17 protein-coding genes are annotated in these 18147 nt (G+C 74.3%); 9 read left to right on the top strand and 8 right to left on the bottom strand.

Going from position 1 to position 18147, the window contains the following annotated elements; genetic code table 11:
• Positions 1 to 76: 76 nt before the first annotated feature.
• The 3 genes from ACFZA0_RS13940 to ACFZA0_RS13930 are packed head-to-tail and all read left to right on the top strand — an operon-like array spanning position 77 to position 3221.
• Positions 77 to 949: an ATP-binding cassette domain-containing protein gene (locus ACFZA0_RS13940; RefSeq protein WP_391015265.1), complete on the top strand. Its 873-nt coding sequence runs from the start codon at positions 77 to 79 to the stop codon at positions 947 to 949.
• Positions 946 to 2478, top strand: a complete 1533-nt coding sequence (locus tag ACFZA0_RS13935; RefSeq protein ID WP_391015263.1) for an ABC transporter permease — start codon at positions 946 to 948, stop codon at positions 2476 to 2478. The genes ACFZA0_RS13940 and ACFZA0_RS13935 overlap by 4 nt, the downstream gene beginning before the upstream one ends.
• On the top strand, positions 2466 to 3221 hold the full coding sequence (locus ACFZA0_RS13930; protein WP_391015260.1) for an ABC transporter: 756 nt from the start codon (positions 2466 to 2468) through the stop codon (positions 3219 to 3221). The genes ACFZA0_RS13935 and ACFZA0_RS13930 overlap by 13 nt, the downstream gene beginning before the upstream one ends.
• A 46-nt stretch (positions 3222 to 3267) precedes the next feature.
• Here the strand turns inward: ACFZA0_RS13930 and mshD are convergent, their stop codons facing one another.
• Positions 3268 to 4194 carry a mycothiol synthase gene (gene mshD, locus ACFZA0_RS13925; protein ID WP_391015257.1) on the bottom strand — a complete coding sequence of 309 codons (927 nt, stop codon included), beginning with the start codon at positions 4192 to 4194 and terminating at the stop codon, positions 3268 to 3270.
• Between the two features lie 194 nt (positions 4195 to 4388).
• Here mshD and ACFZA0_RS13920 point away from each other — a divergent pair, with 194 nt between their 5' ends.
• The 3 genes from ACFZA0_RS13920 (at position 4389) to ACFZA0_RS13910 (ending at position 8090) form a co-directional block, all read left to right on the top strand.
• On the top strand, positions 4389 to 5717 hold the full coding sequence (locus ACFZA0_RS13920) for an LmeA family phospholipid-binding protein (protein ID WP_391015254.1): 1329 nt from the start codon (positions 4389 to 4391) through the stop codon (positions 5715 to 5717).
• 258 nt (positions 5718 to 5975) lie between these two features.
• Positions 5976 to 6107 carry a hypothetical protein gene (locus ACFZA0_RS13915; RefSeq protein ID WP_391015251.1) on the top strand — a complete coding sequence of 44 codons (132 nt, stop codon included), beginning with the start codon at positions 5976 to 5978 and terminating at the stop codon, positions 6105 to 6107.
• Between the two features lie 201 nt (positions 6108 to 6308).
• Positions 6309 to 8090 carry an ABC transporter transmembrane domain-containing protein gene (locus tag ACFZA0_RS13910; protein WP_391015248.1) on the top strand — a complete coding sequence of 594 codons (1782 nt, stop codon included), beginning with the start codon at positions 6309 to 6311 and terminating at the stop codon, positions 8088 to 8090.
• On the opposite strand, the gene ACFZA0_RS13905 is transcribed toward ACFZA0_RS13910, so the two are convergent.
• The 7 genes from ACFZA0_RS13905 to ACFZA0_RS13875 all read right to left on the bottom strand — a co-directional run bounded on the left by ACFZA0_RS13905 (position 8069) and on the right by ACFZA0_RS13875 (position 14910).
• Positions 8069 to 8785 (bottom strand): response regulator, encoded by a 717-nt coding sequence (locus ACFZA0_RS13905; RefSeq protein ID WP_391015246.1) that lies wholly within the window; start codon positions 8783 to 8785, stop codon positions 8069 to 8071. The two genes, ACFZA0_RS13910 and ACFZA0_RS13905, sit on opposite strands and share 22 nt — an antisense overlap.
• A 76-nt stretch (positions 8786 to 8861) precedes the next feature.
• Positions 8862 to 10355, bottom strand: a complete 1494-nt coding sequence (locus tag ACFZA0_RS13900) for an ATP-binding protein (protein WP_391015243.1) — start codon at positions 10353 to 10355, stop codon at positions 8862 to 8864.
• Positions 10352 to 11086: a response regulator gene (locus ACFZA0_RS13895; RefSeq protein WP_391015240.1), complete on the bottom strand. Its 735-nt coding sequence runs from the start codon at positions 11084 to 11086 to the stop codon at positions 10352 to 10354. The genes ACFZA0_RS13900 and ACFZA0_RS13895 overlap by 4 nt, the downstream gene beginning before the upstream one ends.
• Before the next feature lie 204 nt (positions 11087 to 11290).
• Positions 11291 to 11467 carry a hypothetical protein gene (locus ACFZA0_RS13890; protein WP_391015236.1) on the bottom strand — a complete coding sequence of 59 codons (177 nt, stop codon included), beginning with the start codon at positions 11465 to 11467 and terminating at the stop codon, positions 11291 to 11293.
• 43 nt (positions 11468 to 11510) lie between these two features.
• A complete protein-coding gene (locus tag ACFZA0_RS13885; RefSeq protein ID WP_391015233.1) occupies positions 11511 to 12812 on the bottom strand; it encodes a trypsin-like peptidase domain-containing protein in 1302 nt (433 codons plus the stop codon).
• A 202-nt stretch (positions 12813 to 13014) separates the two neighbouring features.
• Entirely contained in the window at positions 13015 to 14037 is a 1023-nt protein-coding gene (locus tag ACFZA0_RS13880) for a substrate-binding domain-containing protein (protein WP_391015230.1), read from the bottom strand.
• Positions 14038 to 14121: 84 nt separating this feature from the next.
• Positions 14122 to 14910: a winged helix-turn-helix domain-containing protein gene (locus tag ACFZA0_RS13875; RefSeq protein WP_391015227.1), complete on the bottom strand. Its 789-nt coding sequence runs from the start codon at positions 14908 to 14910 to the stop codon at positions 14122 to 14124.
• A 288-nt stretch (positions 14911 to 15198) separates the two neighbouring features.
• Here ACFZA0_RS13875 and ACFZA0_RS13870 point away from each other — a divergent pair, with 288 nt between their 5' ends.
• The 3 genes from ACFZA0_RS13870 to ACFZA0_RS13860 all read left to right on the top strand — a co-directional run bounded on the left by ACFZA0_RS13870 (position 15199) and on the right by ACFZA0_RS13860 (position 18125).
• A complete protein-coding gene (locus ACFZA0_RS13870; protein WP_391015224.1) occupies positions 15199 to 16110 on the top strand; it encodes an alpha/beta fold hydrolase in 912 nt (303 codons plus the stop codon).
• A gap of 65 nt (positions 16111 to 16175) precedes the next feature.
• Entirely contained in the window at positions 16176 to 16430 is a 255-nt protein-coding gene (locus ACFZA0_RS13865; protein WP_391015221.1) for a MoaD/ThiS family protein, read from the top strand.
• Between the two features lie 3 nt (positions 16431 to 16433).
• Positions 16434 to 18125, top strand: a complete 1692-nt coding sequence (locus ACFZA0_RS13860) for a hypothetical protein (RefSeq protein WP_391015218.1) — start codon at positions 16434 to 16436, stop codon at positions 18123 to 18125.
• Positions 18126 to 18147: the final 22 nt, after the last annotated feature.

Below are 18147 nucleotides of genomic sequence, written 5' to 3'. Positions count from 1 at the left end.
AGATCCGCATGACCGACGTCGTACCCGTCCGCGCTGCCGCCCGTGCAGCCGTCCGTCCGGCCGCCGGGAGTCCCGCATGAGCGGCCGTACGACCGTCTCCGCCTCCGGGATCGGGCTGCGGTTCGGCGGCACGGCCGCCCTGGACGACGTGTCGCTGCGGCTGACGCCGGGCGTGACCGGGCTGCTCGGCCCCAACGGGGCAGGAAAGACAAGCCTGTTGAAGGTGCTGGCCACGGCCTTGCCGCCGGACCGGGGCGCGTTCACCGTGCTGGGCCACGACCCGTCGACCTCGGCCGGCCGGCAGGAGGTGCGGCGCGCCCTCGGGTACCTGCCGCAGACGCCCGGCTACCACCCGGACTTCACCGCCTTCGAGTTCGTCGACTACGTGGCGATCCTGAAGGAGCTGACCGACCGCACCGCACGGCACGGCGAGGTGCGCCGGGTGCTCGGTGAGGTGGGGCTGGACGACGTGCGCGCGAAGCGCCTCAAGCGGCTGTCGGGCGGCATGCGCCAGCGGGTCGCGCTGGCCGCCGCCCTCGTCGGGGGCCCGGAGTTCCTGGTCCTGGACGAGCCGACGGTCGGCCTCGACCCGGAGCAGCGCATGCGGTTCCGGGAGGTGATCGCCCGCGAGGGCGAGGGCCGCACGGTGCTGCTGTCCACGCACCAGACGGAGGACGTGGCGATGCTCTGCCACCGCGTGGTGGTCCTCGACGCGGGCCGCGTCCGGTTCGACGGGACGCCCGCCGAACTGACCGCGCGGGCGGCGGGACGCGTGTGGAGCGGCACCGAACGGGCCCCGGGTGCCCGCGCGGGCTGGCGCACCGGCACCGGCGCCTTCCGCAACGTCGGCGACCCGCCCTCCGGCGCCGAACTGCTCGAACCGACCCTGGAGGACGGCTACTTGCTCACCCTGGACGGCAGCGGCGACGGTGCGGGGGTGGCCGCGTGAGTGCCACGGTCACCACCGACGTGCCCCTGACGGCGGGGGCGGTACGCGGACGCCGGTCGTCGGCGGTGCTCGCCCTCGCCCGCTTCGAGGCACGCGAACTGGCCCTCCAGATCGGCGTGCTGCTCGGCGCCCTGCTCCTTGTGGCCCTGAACGCCTGGGCGTTGTTCGGCCCGCAGGACGGAATGAACGACTATCCCGTCCTCCAGGACGCCGACCGCGCGACCCAGACGACGCCGCTGCTCTTCGCGCTCGTGCTGCTGGTCTGCGTCAACAGGGCCGTCCTGCGCGGCAGACGGCACGACACCGAGCAGCAGTTCGGCGTGCTGGTCGTCGAGCCGTGGCGGCGCACCCTGGCCCACGGGCTGTCCGTCCTGCCGTTCGTCGCGTTCACGGCGCTGGTGGTCCTCGCGCGGTTCACCGTGACCGCGCTCAGGCCCGGTGCGGTGGGCCACGGTTCTCCCGCCGAGCTGGCCGTCGGCCCCCTGGTGGTGCTGCTCGGCGGTTGCGCCGGGGTGCTGCTGGCGCGGGTCTTCCCGTCGCCGCTGGGCCCGGTGCTGTTCGTGGTGGCCGTGTGCGCCCTCCCCGTGATCGGGTTCGACGAGTCGGGCGCCGGGGGCTGGCGGCCCTGGCTGATGCTGACGCTGCCCGAGGAGGGCGGCGTCCCGCTGCCCTCGGCCCTGCTGGGCCGTCCGGCCGCCTGGCACGCTCTGTACCTGGCCGGGCTCGCCGCGCTGCTGCTGTGCGGCGCGCTGCTGCGGGCGGGCGGGCGGAGCCGTGCGGTGCGGGCGGCGGCGGTGGTCGCGCTGGCCGCGACGGTCGTCGGTGTGGCCGGGCAGTCGCGTGGCACCCCGACCTCGGTGACCGAGGCACGGCGGACGGCCGCCCGTACGCCCGGGAAGGTGCAGTCGTGCGTCACCCTCGACGGGTCCGTGTACTGCTCCTTCCCGGAGTGGAACGGCCTGCGGGACGACTGGGCCGCGGTGGTGGACCGCGTGCGGGCGACGGCCGGGGCGGAAGCCGCCGGAGCCCCGCTGACCGTGCGGCAGCACGTGCTGGAGACGGCGGACCTCACCAGCGACTACGACCTCCTTCCCGACGACCGGCCGGGCCGGGTGTCGGTCGGCACGCGATGGGGAGGCAACCGGGTCCCCGAGTTCGCGGTGGGGGTCGCCACCACGCTGGTCGCCGGTGACGAGAAGGCGGCCTACGACCTGTGCGGCGCCCCCATGGTCACCGCGATGTGGCTGGCCCTGGCGAAGGAGCCCGCGCCGCTCGACAGCTTCCGCGACGTGCGGATCGACGACAGCCTCTCCGGGGGCGCCGCAGTGCTCACCCCCACCGAGCCGCTGTCCATGAGCGCCCGCGAGACGACCGTCGTGCGGGAGGCGCTGGGGCAGCCGTACGGTTCCGTCGCCGCGAAGGTCCGGAGCAACTGGACGGAACTGACCACGCGGGGGACGTCCACCGCGCGGGCCGCCGCGCTGCTCGGCGTGGCCGTGCCGCGGGGGAACGACTCATGCGAACGGTGACGTCCGGGACGGCCGCGGGGCCCGCTCCGCGGGAGCCGGAGGCGGAAGCCGCGGCGGGGGCGCGGCGGGGGCCGGACGGGCGGCGTGCCCGGCGCGGAGTGGTGCGGGCCCTCGCGGTGCCGCTGTGGCGGGCCGTGCCGACGCGGTTCCCGGTGGGCGCGGGAGCGGCCGGTCTGCTGATCGCCGCCGCCTCCCGGCTGTCCGGGCCGGCGGACAGCCCCTGGGCGTGCCTCGAACTGCTGCGGTGCGCCGCGCTCGCCGGCGGGACCGGCATCGCCTTCCTCCTGGACGACCCGGCACGGAACACCACCGCCACCGTCCCGGTGCGGCCCGTGGTGCGGCTGCTGCTGCGCACGGTTCCGGTGGTGCCCGCGGCTGCTCTCTGGTGGACGCTGGCCCTGCTGCTCGTGCCCGCCGGGGTCAGGCCGCCCGTCGGTGCCGTCACCCTGGAGGCGGGGGCCGTGGCGGTCCTGGCGCTCGGGCTCGGCGCGCTGGCCGTGCGCACGACGGACCGGCCCGAGCCGGGGTCCGGTGTCGCCGTCGCGCTGCTGTTCCTGGCGCTGGTGGCGCTTCTCCTGCCGTACCGCTGGGAGTTGCTGCCGCCGGGGCCCGCCGCGCGGGACTGGACGGCCGCCCACGGGCGTTGGGCGGCCGTCCTCGCGGCCGGAGCCGTGACGTGGACGCTGAGCCTGCCGGAACCCCTGCGCCGACGGGTCCGGCCGCGGGGCACGCCGGGAGGGTGAGCCCGCGGCCGGGAGCGGCGGGGGCGTCCCCTCCGGGTCCGGCCGCTCAGCTCTCCGTGCGGTACATCAGGTCCGTCTCGTGGGTCTCGAAGCCGAGGCGCTCGTAGACCGAGACCGCCGGCTTGTTGTCGGCGTCGACGTACAGCATCGCCGTCGGCAGTCCCCGGTCCGCGAGGTGGCGCAGGCCGGTCGCCGTGAGGGCCTTGCCGAGGCCGCCGCCCTGGGCGCCGGGCAGTACGCCCACCACGTAGACCTCGCCGAGGCCCTCCTCCGCGTGGACCTTCGTCCAGTGGAAGCCGACCAGTTGGCCGTCGCGGAAGGCGAGGAAGAAGCCCTCCGGGTCGAACCACGGCTCGGCCTTGCGGTCGTCCAGGTCGCGCTGGGTCAGCGAGCCCTGCTCCGGGTGGTGGGCGAAGGCCGCCGCGTTCACCGCGAGCCAGTCGGCGTCGTCCTGGCCCGGTACGAACGTCCGTACCGTCACGCCGTCCGGGAGCGCCTGCGGCGGCAGGTCGAGGCCGGCCAACGGGCGCCGCATCTGGCGCAGTTCGCGGAACAGCGCGAGGCCGAGCACCTGGGCGAGGTGCCGGGCCGCCGCGTGGCCGCCGTGCGCCCACACCCGCAGCCGCCGGCCCGACGCGGCGAGCAGCGCCGAACCGAGCGCCCGGCCGTGGCCGCGGCCGCGGTGCGAGGGGTGCACGACCAGTTCGGCGGCCGGGGGTTCGACCGGGTCGGTGTCCTCCAGCTGTGCGTAGCCGACGAGTTCGCCGCGCGCGGTCAGCAACAGGTGGGTGACGCCCTCGCGTTCGCCGCCGCGCAGTTGCAGGCGGCCCTGCTCGGACACGGCCTGCTGTCCGTCGGTGCGGGCCGCCTCGGCGAGCAGGCCGAGCACGGCCTCGGCCTGCTCGGACGAAAGAGCGGTGTAGGTGTCGATCGATCGGGCAGGGGCGCCGGGGGCGCTGTCGTCGCTGGTCATGGGTACGAGGGTAAGAGCTGTGGCGGTACGGCGGGTGAGTGCGCCGGGTGCGTCGTCGCCGTGGCGGCACCGGGGCGCCCCGGTGCTTCGCGCTGCCCTCCTCCGGGCCGGGCCGCCGCCCGGGACCGTGACCTGGGTCGCATCGGGCGGGCGGGAGTTGCGGCCGGGGGCGGGGTGCGTGGTCGGATGGAACGATGGGCACTTTTCACCGCACAGCCTCGCAATACGGCACGAACTCCGCCGAGGGGTCCGGCGCGTGGGAGCCGGGCGCGGCGGACGACGAGAGGCTCCTCGCCGAGTTCTTCGGGACACCGGCCCCGGAGGAACCGGGGAAACCGGAGGGCACCGGCACCGGCACCGGCACCGGCGACGACGCTGCGTGGGACGTCGGTGAGATCGCCGGCCGCCGGGCGGACCGGGACGACGTGTGGTCCCCGCCCAACCACCGCCGCGGCGGCCGCCGTCAGGGCCGCGGCCGGCGGCGGAGCCGTCTGCGGTCGCTGTTCTCCGGGCTGCCGTTCGCGCTGCGGTCGGTGGTCGCGCTCGTGGTCGTCGCCGCGTTCCTCGTGCTCGCCGACCGCTGGGCCGTGCTCTACGCCGAGCACCGGGCGGCCGACACCCTCAAGGACAGGCTGCACCTCACCGCCGCGCCCGAGGTGGACATCCAGGGCTTCCCCTTCCTGACCCAACTCGCGGACCGGCGACTGGACTCGGTGCGCGTGACCGTTCCCGACGTGGCGGCGGACCGGGTCACCCTGGCCGCCGTCACGGCGACCCTGCACGACGTACGGATCGACGGCGACGGGCCCACCTCGGTCACGGGCGTCCGCGTGCCGAGGGTGTCCGGGGACGTGCTGCTCTCCTTCGACGACCTGAACCGTGAACTCGGCGCCTCCCAGGTCACGTTCACCGACGCGGGCGACCACCGGGTGCGCGCGCTGGGCACGCTGCCCGTCGCCGGGCACGACCTGCGGCTGCATGCCGACGCCACCGTCCGGCGCGACGGCGAGCGCGGCATCGGGACCCGGATCGGCGACATGAGCCTGGACATCGGGGACGTGGCGACCTACCGGCCCGGCACCCGCCCCTCCGAGGGCCTGCACCTCACGCCCGCCTGGGCGGCGAAACTGGCCGACGAGGAGCGGCAGGTGAAGGCGCTGCTCTCGGTGCCCGCGGTGGTGCACGCGCTGGGCGTCCCCGACGCGACCGTGCGCGGGGCGCTGCGCTCCGACACCAGGCTCGCCGCGCTCACCGGCACCCCGCGCTTCGCGCACGAGGTGATGGGGCTGAACCTGGTCGACCTGGCCGCGGACCACCCCGAGGTGCTGAGCCGCCTCGGGGTCGACCCCGGACTGCTCGACGGGCTCACCCGTCTCACCCGCCCCGACCTCGCCGACCGCATCTCCCTCGCCTTCCGGCTTCCGAAGCCCCCGAACGGCGAGCTCCGGCTGCGGGACGTGCGCGTGGAGCACGACGGCATCCGCGTGCGGCTCACGGGCTCCGGTCTGGCGGCGGGGAACTGACGACGGCAGCACCGGCCGTGCGCCGCCCCTCAATTCCACGGGTGAATTCCGTATAAGGCTCGTCATAAAGTCTGTGTGAAATGCGTTCGGGTTCCGTGAACCGTCTGAAAATCGGGCTCAGCGGTAATTCATCGAGGTCTCAGCCGAATTGGTCTTTTTCGTTCCGGGGCTCCCGTAGTGTTTTCCATGTCGAAAGCGAACAGCGCTTGCGGCAGACGGAGAAACCGATCCGGTGCAACCCGGTGCAGAGGAGAAGTCATGAGCTTCCACAAGATCACCCCGGTCAAGCAGACCCGCAAGGCCGCTCCCAAGGCCGCCCCGAAGCCGGTCGCCAAGAAGAAGGCCGCCCCCCGTCACGCCGCGCCGAAGCGCCCGGTGGGCCACAAGTAGGGAGCGGCGTTCGTTCCCGGCATCGAGGCGGGGCCCGGAAATCCGGCGCCCCGCCTCGGGCGTGTGCGGCACGTCACTCAATTCCCCGCGGAAAAACGTGCGGGAAATCACCGGACCGCATCCGGACCGCATCCGGACCGCATCCGGATCGGGTCCGGACCGCATCCGAATCGCTTGCGTCGAGATCCTGGAGTGTGCACCGTGCGCGAGACGAAAGAAGCGTTCGCGCGGTTCTGGCCGCTGACGCGCGGTGACCGCGCCCCGCTCGCGGCGGTCGTGGGCTGCGTGGTGGTCGCCGCGCTCGCCGAGACCGCGTCGATCCTCTTCTTCGCGCGGCTCACCGACCACGCCCTCGGCTCGGGCTCGCTCGCCGCGTTCTGGGGCCCGGCCGGGGGCTGGCTCGCCGCGGCCGTCGTGGCGGCGCTCGTCGGCTACTTCGGCAACTCGCTCGCCGTGCGGACCGCCGAGCGGTTCGTGCTGCGGCTGCGCGCCAAGGTGTTCCGGCACGTGCAGTCGCTCCCGCCGGACTTCTTCCAGCGGCACCGCCGGGGCGACCTCGTCGAACGCCTCACCGGGGACGTCGAGGCGATCGAGCAGATGGTGGTGTCCGGCGTCGTCGGCGCCGTGTCCGCCGTGTTCTCCGCCCTCTTCTACGCCGCCGCCGCGCTCTGGCTGCGCTGGGACCTGGCCCTGGCCACCTTCGTGCTGGCGCCGCTGTTCCTGGTCGTCGCCCGCCGCTTCTCCGGCCGGATCAAGGAGGCGTCCCAGGACGAGCGGACCGCCGACGGCGCGATCACCTCCGTCGTCGAGGAGGCCCTGGGCAACATCGTCCTCACCCAGGCCTACAACCGCCGCGCCGCCGAGGAGAAGCGGCTCGACCGCGAGGCCCGTGCCTGGCTGCGCGCCAGTGTGCGCGGCGCCCGCGCGAGCGAGAAGTACGCCCAGCTCGTCGAGGTCGTCGAGACGCTGTGCGTGCTCGCGGTGATCGGGCTCGGCGCCTGGGAGATCTCGCAACAGCGCATGACGCTCGGCCAGTTGCTGGCCTTCGCCGCGTTCCTCGGCTACCTCTACCCGCCCGTGCGCGACCTCGGACAGCTCGGCCTGACCGTCACCGCGGCGACCGCCGGCGCCGAGCGGCTGCACGAGATCCTGGACGCCCGGCCCGCCGTCACCGACCCCGCCGACCCGGTCACCCCCTGGCCGGTGCGCGGGTGGGTCGGCGTGCACGGCGCCTCGTTCCGCTACCCGGGCGGCGACCGCGACGCGCTCACCGGCCTCTCCCTCACCGCGGCCCCCGGCGAACTCGTCCTGGTCACCGGGCCGAGCGGCGCCGGCAAGTCCACCCTGTCGAAGCTCCTGCTGCGCTTCTACGACCCGTCCGACGGCGTCGTCTGCCTCGACGGGGTGCCGCTGACCGACGTACCGCTGGAGTTCCTGCGGGAGAACGTCGCCCTGCTGCCCCAGGAGACCCTGGTGCTGCGCGGCACGATCCGCGAGAACATCGCGTGCGGGCGGCCCGGCGCGAGCGACGCCGACGTCGTACGGGCCGCGACGGCCGCCGCGGCGCACGATTTCGTCACCGCGCTGCCCGACGGGTACGACACCGAGATCGCCCCGGGCACCGCGATCCTCTCCGGCGGCCAGCTCCAGCGCGTCGCCGTCGCCCGCGCCATGCTCCGCCCGGCACCCGTCCTGGTCCTCGACGAGCCGACCGCGGGCCTCGACTCGGTGGCCGCCCGCCGGATCGTCGCGCCGCTGCGGCGGCTGATGGCGGGGCGTACGGCGATCATGATCACGCACGATCTGAGCCTCGCCCCCGACGCGGACCGCGTCCTCGTCGTCGACGGCGGGCGTCTGGTGGAGACCGGCACGCACGACGAGCTGATGGCCCTCGGCGGGACGTACGCGACGCTCGCGGGCCCGGACGCGCGAGGGGCGGGCCGGACGGAGGGCCGCCTCCCTCACGCCGTCCGCAGGACGTAACCGAGTCCCCGCACGGTCTGGAGCAGCCGCGGTTCGCCGCGGCTCTCCAGCTTCCGGCGCAGGTACATCACGTACACGTCCAGGGTGTTGGAGGCGGGCTCGAAGTCGAAGCCCCACACGTCGCGCAGGATGCGGGAGCGGCCCAGGACCTTGCCGGGGTGGCGCAGGAAGTACTCCAGCAGCGCGTACTCGGTCCTGGTCAGGACGAGGGGCCGGCCGCCGCGCACGACGGTCCGGGAGCGCGGGTCCATGCTGACGTCCTGGAACTCGATCCGCCGGTCCGCCTCGGGCTCGGCGGGAGGGGCCGTCCGGCGGCCGTCGCGGCGCAGCAACGCCCTCACCCGGGCGAGGAGTTCCTCGGTGGCGAAGGGCTTCATCAGATAGCCGTCGGCGCCGTTGTCGAGGGCGACGATACGGTCGCCCACCGCGCCCCGGCCGGTGATCATCAGGATCGGCACGACCGACCCGGAGGCCCGGATGCGGCGCGTCGCGGCCAGCCCGTCGAGGCCGGGCATCGTGACGTCCATGAGCACCAGGTCGGGCCCGCCGTCCGGTGCGCCCACGAGGTCGACGACCGTGCGGCCGTCCGCGGCGAGCAGCGTCTCGTACCCCTCGAACCGCAGGAGCCGGCCGAGGGAGTCCCGGACGTCGCGGTCGTCGTCGGCCAGCAGGATGGTGTGCGCCGTCGCCGTCATCCCCCCACGCTGCCCCGCGCCGCTGTGCCGGGGCTGGCAGCGGGACAGGGGCAGCCTGGGAAAGGCCCGCGCCGCGCTACTCGGCGCGGGTGGCCCCCGACGCGGTCGGCAGCTCCGGCGGCGGCTCGGGCGCCCCCGGCAGCAGTACGGTCGCGACGGTGCCGCCGCCGTCCGCGCGGCCCAGGGTGACCTGGCCGCCCGCCTGCTCGACGGTGCGCGCCACGATGGACAGACCGAGGCCGGAACCGGGCAGGGCACGCGCGGTGGGGGAGCGCCAGAAGCGGTCGAAGACGTGCGGCAGGTCCTCGGCGGGGATGCCGGGCCCGTGGTCGCGCACGGTCAGCACACCGTCGGCGAGCACGACGTCGATCGTGCCGCCCTCGGGGCTGAACTTCACGGCGTTGTCGAGGATGTTGACCACCGCGCGCTCCAGCGCGGTCGGCTCCGCCATGACGTACCAGGGCTGGAGGTCGGCCGTGATGGTCAGCTCGGGACCGCGCAGCCGGGCGCGGCGCAGCGCCGCCTCGACGGTGTCCTCCAGCGCCACGACGTGCACGGTCTTGTCGCCGTTCGGACCGGAGTCGGACCGGGACAGCTCCTGGAGGTCGCCGATGAGCGAGGACAGCTCGGTCATCTGCGCCTTGACCGAGGCCATCAGCGCCTTGCGGTCGTCCGGCGGGATCGGCCGGCCGGTCTCCTCGCTGCGGGTGAGCAGGTCGATGTTGGTACGGAGCGACGTCAGCGGGGTGCGCAGCTCGTGCCCGGCGTCCGCGATGAGCTGCTGCTGGAGCTCCCGGGAACTGGCCAGCGAGGACGTCATCGAGTTGAACGAGCGGGACAGGCGCGCCACTTCGTCGACGCTCTCGTCCTCGACGGGGATGCGGATGCTCAGGTCCTCGGTGCGCGCGACGTGTTCCACGGCCTCGGCGAGCCGGTCGACGGGCCGGAGCCCGGCGCGTGCGACGGCGAGCCCGGCGGCGCCCGCCCCGAGGGCACCGATGCCGGAGACGAGGAGGAGCAGCAGGGCGAGTTCGTTGAGGGTGGAGTCGGTGTTCTTCAGGGGGACGGCGATCATCAGCGCGGCGTCCTGCACCGCCTGCGGGCCGCCCGGCGCGCTGACCTGGAGCGGCACGGTGAGGATTCGGACCGAACTGCCCTTGTTGTCCGTGCCGTTGCGCAGGATGCCCTGGCCGTAGGTCGGCGACTTGGCGACGTCCTTGTCGTCGGAGGTGACCGTCACCTTGCCGGCCGAGGAGGGGAACAGGCAGACCGTGCCGTTCGACTGGACGATCTGGTAGTAGGTCGAGTTCGGGTGCGGGTCGAAGCCGTCCGAGGTGTCGTCGACGGTCGTGGTGCAGGGGTGGGTGGCCTCATTGATCGCCGCGTACGGGACACCGCCGCGCACCGTGCTGCGCAGGTCGTTGTCCAGCTCGTCGTACAGCTTCCCGCGCACGATGAACCAACAGGTCACCGACACCGCCGCCACCGCGAACGCGACCGCCGCCGCGACCAGCAGCGCGAGCCGCGATCTGATCGGCAGCGCGCGCAGCCGCCGGGAGGCCCTGCTCACTCGGCGCCGCCCTGCCGCAGCACGTAGCCGACGCCGCGCACGGTGTGCACGAGACGGTTCTCGCCGCCGGCCTCGGTCTTGCGGCGCAGGTACATCACGTACACGTCCAGGGAGTTGGAGGAGGGCTCGAAGTCGAAGCCCCAGACCGCCTTGAGGATCTGCTCGCGGGTCAGGACCTGGCGCGGGTGCGCCATGAACATCTCCAGCAGGGTGAACTCGGTGCGCGTCAGCTCCACGGGCCGCCCGCCGCGCGTCACCTCGCGCGTCGCGAGGTCCATGCGCAGGTCGCCGAAGGTCAGCGCCTCGTCCTGCTGGGCCTGCTCGGACACCGAGGCCGCGTACGAGCTGCGGCGCAGCAGCGCGCGGATCCGGGCGAACAGCTCGTCCAGCTCGAACGGCTTGACGAGGTAGTCGTCGGCGCCCGCGTCGAGGCCGGTGACGCGGTCGCCGACCGTGTCGCGGGCCGTGAGCATCAGGATCGGCGTGGTCTCGCCCGTGCCGCGGATGCGGCGGGCGGCGGTGAGGCCGTCCATGCGCGGCATCTGGATGTCGAGGACGATCAGGTCGGGGTGGTAGGTGGTCGCCTTGTCCAGCGCGTCCGCGCCGTCGACGGCGACCTCCGTGTCGTACCCCTCGAAGGCGAGGCTGCGCTGGAGTGCTTCACGCACGGCCGGCTCGTCGTCGACGATCAGGATGCGCTGGATGTCACGGTCGCCTTCGGCGGGGCTCATGGCTTGGGCTTCCTCGGGTGCGATGGGACGGGGGCCGGAGAGGCCGGGCGGGGCCGGGTGCTCCGGTCGTGCGGCCCTTTCAGCCTCGCACGTTTCCCGTCCGCCGCGGTCGAGGACCGGTGCGGGGCGGTGACGGTGCGCGACGGTGGCCGTGCGGGGTGCCGCGTGGGGGTGGGGCCGTACCGCCGGGTGCGGACCGTGCCGTCAGGCGGCGCGGGCGGCGCGGCGCCGGGACCGGGCGGCGGCGGGGCGGCGGGTCGCGGCCGGGGCCACCTCGGGCGCCCGGGTGGCCGGGGCGTGCAGTGTCCGGGCCACCTCCAGCGCCAGGGCGAAGCCGGCCGGGTCGGCGCCGGTCACGGTGTGGGTGACCTGAGTGATCATGACGTACTCCTTCTTTCCGTTGCCCGGCCTCGCGGGCGGGCCCTCAGCTCGTGGAACCGGACCGCAGCGTGGCGAGGTCGGCCTTGACCGTGTTGATCGGGATGGCGAAGCCGAGACCGACGCTGCCCGCGCTCGACGACGAGCTGGAGTCGGACGAACTGTCCGAGTACATCGCGGAGTTGATGCCGACGATGTTGCCGTTCATGTCGATCAGCGCGCCGCCGGAGTTGCCCGGGTTCAAGGACGCGTCGGTCTGGATCGCCTTGTAGGTGGTGGTGGACGAGCCGGTGTCGCCGTTGAACTGCTGGCCGCCGAACTCGAACGGCCACTGCTGGTCGCCGCCCTGGCCGCCGCTCTCGCCCTGGCTCTGGCTCTCGTCGGTGGAGACGGTCACGTCGCGGTTCAGGGCCGAGACGATGCCGCTGGTGACGGTGCCGGTCAGACCCTCGGGGGAGCCGATGGCCACGACCTCGTCGCCGACCGCGACGCCGGCGGAGTCGCCGAGGGTGGCGGCGGTGAGTCCGGAGGCGTTCTCCAGCTTGATCAGGGCCAGGTCCTTCTTGCTGTCGGTGCCGACGACCTTCGCGGTGTACGACTTGCCGTTGCTGGTGGAGACCTTGACCGACGTGGCGCCGGAGATCACGTGGTTGTTCGTGACGATCTCGCCGTCGCCGGTGATGATCACGCCGGAACCGGTCGACTCGCCCGCGGACGAGGTCGCGTTGATCTCGACGACGCTCGGGCTGACCGCCTTCGCGACACCGGAGACGGTGCCCTTGGCGCTCGACGGCACGACGTCGGTGCTGGTGCTGCTGGAGCTGACGGTGTCGTGGCCGGTCAGTTCCTGGATGCCGTAGGCGGTGCCGCCGCCGACCACGGCCGCGGCGATCGCCACGGCGGCCAGCAGGGCCAGCGGGCCCCTCGCGCGCTTCCTCGGCGCGGGCGCCGGCTCGGCGCCGTAGGCGGGCAGGAGAGCGGTGCCGCCGCCGTGGCCGCCGTCGCCGCCGTGGGCCGCGTGCGCGCCGTGCGCCGCGTGGGCGCCGTGTCCGTGGTGGTGGGAGACGCCGTCCGCCGGGAAGCCGGCCGGCGGGGCGGTCGGCGCGGGCGGGACGGAACCGGGGGCCGGGGCGGACCCGGCGGAGGAGGCCCCTGCGGGCCAGACCGTGGTGCCGGGCTCCACGGCGACCGGCTGCGCGGGCGGCTGCTGGGCCGCGGGCTGCTGGACCGTCGGGGGAGCCCACTCGGGGTTCACGGGAGAAGAGGCGTGCTGCTGCTGGGGGTACGCGGCCTGGTGGCCGTCACCCTGGGGCTCGTACTCGCCGCTGCGGCGGATGCTCTCGGTCATGGAACAGAGCCTGTCCCTTGATCATGAGAGGTACCTGAGTCCCCGCTGAGAAGCCCGACAGAAGCTCGTATGCCCGATATAAAGCCGCTGGAGGCCCGGAAAATCGGGGTTTCGCGCGACGGGTGACGTGCCCGCGGGGGCGGGCGCGGCCACCGTGACGTGTACGGGCAGGTCAGGCCCCGCGGCGCCGCGCGGCGGGGCGTCAGGCGCAGCCGCAGGACCGGCGCAGCACCAGCCGCGACGGGAAGACCCGCAGGCGCTCGCGCCGCGAGCCCGCCACCCGCAGACCGTCGTCGAGGACGAGGTCCACGGCCGCCCGGGACATCGCCGAGCGGTCGGAGGCGACCGTGGTCAGCGGCGGGTCCGCGAGCGCCGCCTCCTTGATGTCGTCGAACCCGGCGACGGCCAGCTCGCCCGGCACGTCCAGGCGCAGTTCGCGCGCGGCACGCAGCACGCCGATGGCCTGGTCGTCGGTGGAGCAGAAGATCGCCGGCGGACGGCGGTCCCCCGCGAGGAGTTCGAGGGCGACCCGGTAGGCGTCGTAGCGGTTGTACGGGGCCTCGAAGAGGCGTCCCTCGGTGGGGAGTTGGAACTCCGCCATGGCGCGCCGCCAGCCCTCGACGTGGTCCGAGACCGGGTCGCCGACGGCGGGGGTGTCCGCGGTGCCGCCCATGCAGGCGACGTAGTCGTAGCCGTGCTCCAGCAGGTGCCGCACGGCGAGCTGCGCGCCGCCGAGGTCGTCGGTGACGACGGCGACGTCGTCGATCGACTCGGGCCGCTCGTGCAGCAGGACGACGCGGGCGTCCCACGCCTCGATCTCGGCGGCGGCCATGTCGTTGAGCGCGTGGCTGACGAGGATCAGGCCGGAGACGCGCATGCCGAGGAAGGCACGCAGGTAGTGGGTCTCGCGTTCACCGACGTAGTCGCTGTTGCCGACGAGGACCATCTTGCCGCGCTCGGAGGCGGCCCACTCGACCGCGTGCGCCATCTCCGCGAAGAACGGCTGGCGGGCGTCGGGGACGATCAGTCCTATGAGGTCCGTGCGCCGCGAGGCCATGGCCTGCGCGACCCGGTCCGGGCGGTAGCTCAGCTCCTTGATCGCCGCGAGAACGCGTTCGCGGGTGGCCGGAGCGACCGGCCTCGGTCCGTTGTTGATGACATAGCTGACGACGGCGGTCGACGTCCCCGCGAGTCGCGCCACATCATCCCGAGTCACCTTGGCCACGCGCGGAGTCTACGCGGATGGATCCGTACCGGGCAGGGCTTACCGGGACCCCGTGCCTGCCCGTCCGCGTACGCGTCGGCCGGGCTACGCCTCGGCCGTGACCTCGGCGGCGTCGAGCGCGGCCGCCTCGTCCTGGTTGTCCGTCTTTGCCCGTTCCGCCTTGGCCCTGGCCTCCTCGGCGGCCCGTTCGGCCCGGTCGGGCTTCTCCGGGGTAACGAATCGATAACCGACGTTCCGGACGGTGCCGATCAGCGACTCGTGCTCGGGACCGAGCTTCGCGCGCAGGCGCCGTACGTGGACGTCGACGGTCCGGGTGCCCCCGAAGTAGTCGTAGCCCCAGACCTCCTGGAGCAGCTGGGCGCGGGTGAAGACGCGGCCCGGGTGCTGCGCGAGGTACTTCAGGAGCTCGAACTCCTTGAAGGTGAGGTCGAGCACGCGCCCCTTGAGCTTGGCGCTGTAGGTCGCCTCGTCCACCGAGAGGTCGCCGTTGCGGATCTCCATCGGGGAGTCGTCGTTGACGATCTGCTGGCGGCCCATGGCGAGCCGCAGCCGCGCCTCGACCTCGGCCGGTCCCGCGGTGTCCAGCAGGACGTCGTCGATGCCCCAGTCGGCCGTGACGGCGGCGAGGCCGCCCTCGGTGACCACGAGCACGAGCGGACAGCCCGGCCCGGTCGAGCGCAGGAGCTGACAGAGGCTGCGGACCTGGGGCAGGTCGCGGCGCCCGTCGATGAGGATGATGTCGGCGCCCGGGGTGTCCACGAGGGCCGGCCCCTCGGCGGGGGCCACCCGCACGTTGTGCAGCAGCAGACCGAGGGCGGGGAGCACCTCCGTCGACGGCTGGAGGGCATTGGTCAGGAGCAGCAGAGAGCTCATCGCACTCCACCTGCCCGGGTCGTCATACGTCCGTGCACGGTTTGCTCGCCCATAACGTCTGGTTCCTCCTCGGTCCCTGCGACGGGGGCACCTCCCACGCCCTCACGGGCGACGGGGGAGTCTGCGGCACTGCTTCGTACGGTACGGGTCCCACGTCCTGGGGGCCCGTCGCGCGATCTGCGGCGGCCGTACACCTGCGGTTTCCCGTTTCGTATACAACGCGTTCGAAAGCACAAAAGGACCCGGGGGCTTCGCTGCCCGAGTCCTTCGCCCAGCAGAATAGCCCACATGAGTACTGGTCCGGCAGGTCATACGGCACGATCCATGGTTCGTCCGCACTCTGAGACACCCGGAAGAGTGCCGGTCCGGACGTTTCTGGGCACGGTCGACGGCGTGACGATCGAGGCCGTATACGAGCCCGGACCTGCCGTATACGACTCCGGAAGGCCACCTTCCGGTGACCCGGTGTTCGTCGTGGCGCACGGTTTCACCGGCGACGCCGCGCGCCCCCACGTGCGCCGGGTCGCCGAGACGTTCGCGCGGTACGGGGCCGTCGTCACCTTCTCCTTCCGGGGCCACGGCGCCTCCGGCGGCCGGTCCACGGTCGGCGACCTGGAGGTGCTGGACCTGGCCGCCGCGGTCGCCTGGGCGCGGGGCATGGGCCACGAGCGCGTGATCACCGTCGGCTTCTCGATGGGCGGTTCGGTGGTCCTGCGGCACGCGGCCCTGTACGGGAAGCACCGCCCGCAGGACGGCTTCGGCGGCGCCCGGCCCACCCAGCCCGCGGACGCCGAGCGGGCCGCCGCCGCGGCCACCGACGCGGTGGTGTCGGTGAGTTCGCCCGCCCGCTGGTACTACCGGGGCACCGCGCCCATGCGCCGCCTGCACTGGCTGGTGACCCGCCCCACGGGCCGGCTGGTCGGCCGCTACGGCTTCCGCGTGCGCATCCACCACCGCGACTGGGACCCGGTGCCGCTCTCCCCGGCCGAATCGGCGGCCCTGATCGCCCCCGTCCCGCTGCTCGTCGTGCACGGCGACCGCGACGGCTACTTCCCCCTCGACCACCCCCGGATGCTGGCGGCGGCCGCCGGCGACGACGCCGAACTCTGGGTGGAACCGGGCATGGGCCACGCCGAGAACGCCTCCGACGAGGCCCTGCTGCGCCGCATCGCGGACTGGGCGGTGCGGCGGGCGGGCTAGCCTGGCCCGTGTCCCGAAGGGGCGTGTGCCTCCGGCGCTGCGCCCGCCATCGACGAAGGAACGAGATGCCCAAGGTCACGGTGCGCTACTGGGCCGCCGCGAAGGCCGCGGCCGGTACCGCGGAGGAGTCGTACGAGGCGGTCACGCTCGCGGACGCCCTCGACGCGGCCCGCGAACAGCACCCCGGCGAACTCGTCCGGGTGCTGCGCCGCTGCTCGTTCCTGATCGACGGTGACCCCGTGGGGAGCCGCGGGCATGAGACGGTACGGCTGGCCGAGGGCGGCACGGTCGAGGTGCTCCCGCCGTTCGCAGGAGGGTGAGCGATGACCAACCAGCCGTTTGACGGCTCCTCTTACGAGGGCCAGGGCTACGAGGGCCGGGGCGGCCACGGCGGCCACCGGGCGTACGGGGGCCCGCAGGACTCGGCCCCCCGCCCGGCGGGCAGACACGGCAGGCACGGCCGGCCGGACCAGGACCCGCAGGGCGCACAGGACCCGCGGGGCCCCCGGCAGGACGCCCCGGGACAGGAGTTCGGCGCCCCTGGGTACGGGTACCCCGCCGGATCCGCCGGGTACGACAACCCGCGCGGCCACGCCGCCCAGGGGTACCAGCAGCAGCAACAGCAGCCGTACGGCGGGCAGGCCGCGTACGACGGTCAGCAGCCGTACGCGGGGCAGCAGCAGCCCTACAACGGGCAGCAGTCCTACGGCGCCGACCCGCAGGCGTACGACGCCTACCCGGGCGGCCGGCAGGACGGGCACGGTCAGCACGCCGCCGGGCAGCAACAGGCGCCGTCCTGGACCGGTCAGCCCTACCAGCACCAGAACCCGCAGCAGCAGCCGCAGGACCCGCAGCAGTCCTCGTGGGGCCGGCCCGGGGACCCCGGTTCCGCCGGCGCGGCCGCCGGGCACGCGTACGCCGATCCGCACGCGGGCGGGCACACCCAGCAGTGGCAGGGGCAGACCTGGGAGACCCAGATCCAGCCGCCGGTGCCCGCCGTCGACATGACGGAGACCGCCTACCTGCCGCCGCAGAACTACGACGAGCCCCCCGCGCCGCAGGGCCACGCGGCGCCGTCCGGCCCGGTCCTCGCCGACGCGATGCGCCGGCCGCTGCCGCCGGAGGCGGGCGAGCGCCCGGCACCCGCGCCCGTGCCGCAGGCCGCGCCCGCGGCCCCGGCACCCGCCGCACCGGCGAACGGCACCGGGACCGGGGCGGGCGAGACCTGGGGCCCCGCCACCCTCGCGGGCAACGCGCGGGTCACCGACGCGCAGCGCGCCCGCGCCGAGGGGCGGTCGCCGATCATCGAGCCCGGCATGCAGCCGGCCGCGCTCACCGCGCTGCTGGCCCTGCTGATGTCCGGCGCGGCGGCCGTCGGCTCGTACGCGCTGCTCGTGCCGCTCGTCGTGCTCCAGGCGGTCACCGCGGCGGGCTGGTTCCGGCTCAACGGGATGTGGCCCGCCCGGCAGGGCATCGCGGTCGCCTTCCTCGGCGCGCTCGTCTCGGACGTGGCGCTGCTGGCGGCGGGACGCGACCACGCGCCGGCCGCGATCCTCGGGACGCTCGGTGTGTGGGTGCTGTTCTGCCTGGTGCTGCACCTGCGGTCGCACGCCGAGCCGGACGAGCGGATGTACGGGCTGATGGCGACGGTGTGCTCCGCCGCCCTCGCGATCGTCGCGACCGGGCACCTGGCGGCCGACCCGGACGCGGTCACCGTCGGGGCCGCCGCCGTCGCCGTCGCGATCCTGGCCCGCGCGCTGCCGCTGCCGACCCCGGCCTCCGTGGTCGTCTCGGTGCTCGCGGGCGCGGGCGCCGGCATCGCGGTCGGCGCGGCGACGGACCTCGGCGCGAACGGCGCCCTGCTCGGCGCCGGCGCCGCCGCCTGCGCCCTGGTCGGCCACCGCGCGGCGAGCTACGACTACCCGTCCCGCTTCGTGCACTTCACGGCCGGCGTGGCGCTGCCGCTCGCGGCCGCCGCGCCCGCGGTCTACGCGCTGGGCCGCGTCCTGGGCTGACCCGGAACCCGCAGCCGGGGAC

Source organism: Streptomyces sp. NPDC008150 (genome assembly GCF_042956945.1).
In the GTDB taxonomy this organism is placed as follows: domain Bacteria; phylum Actinomycetota; class Actinomycetes; order Streptomycetales; family Streptomycetaceae; genus Streptomyces.
The sequence above is the reverse complement of the archived record's forward strand: the minus strand, read 5'-3'. Positions and strand labels throughout refer to the sequence as shown.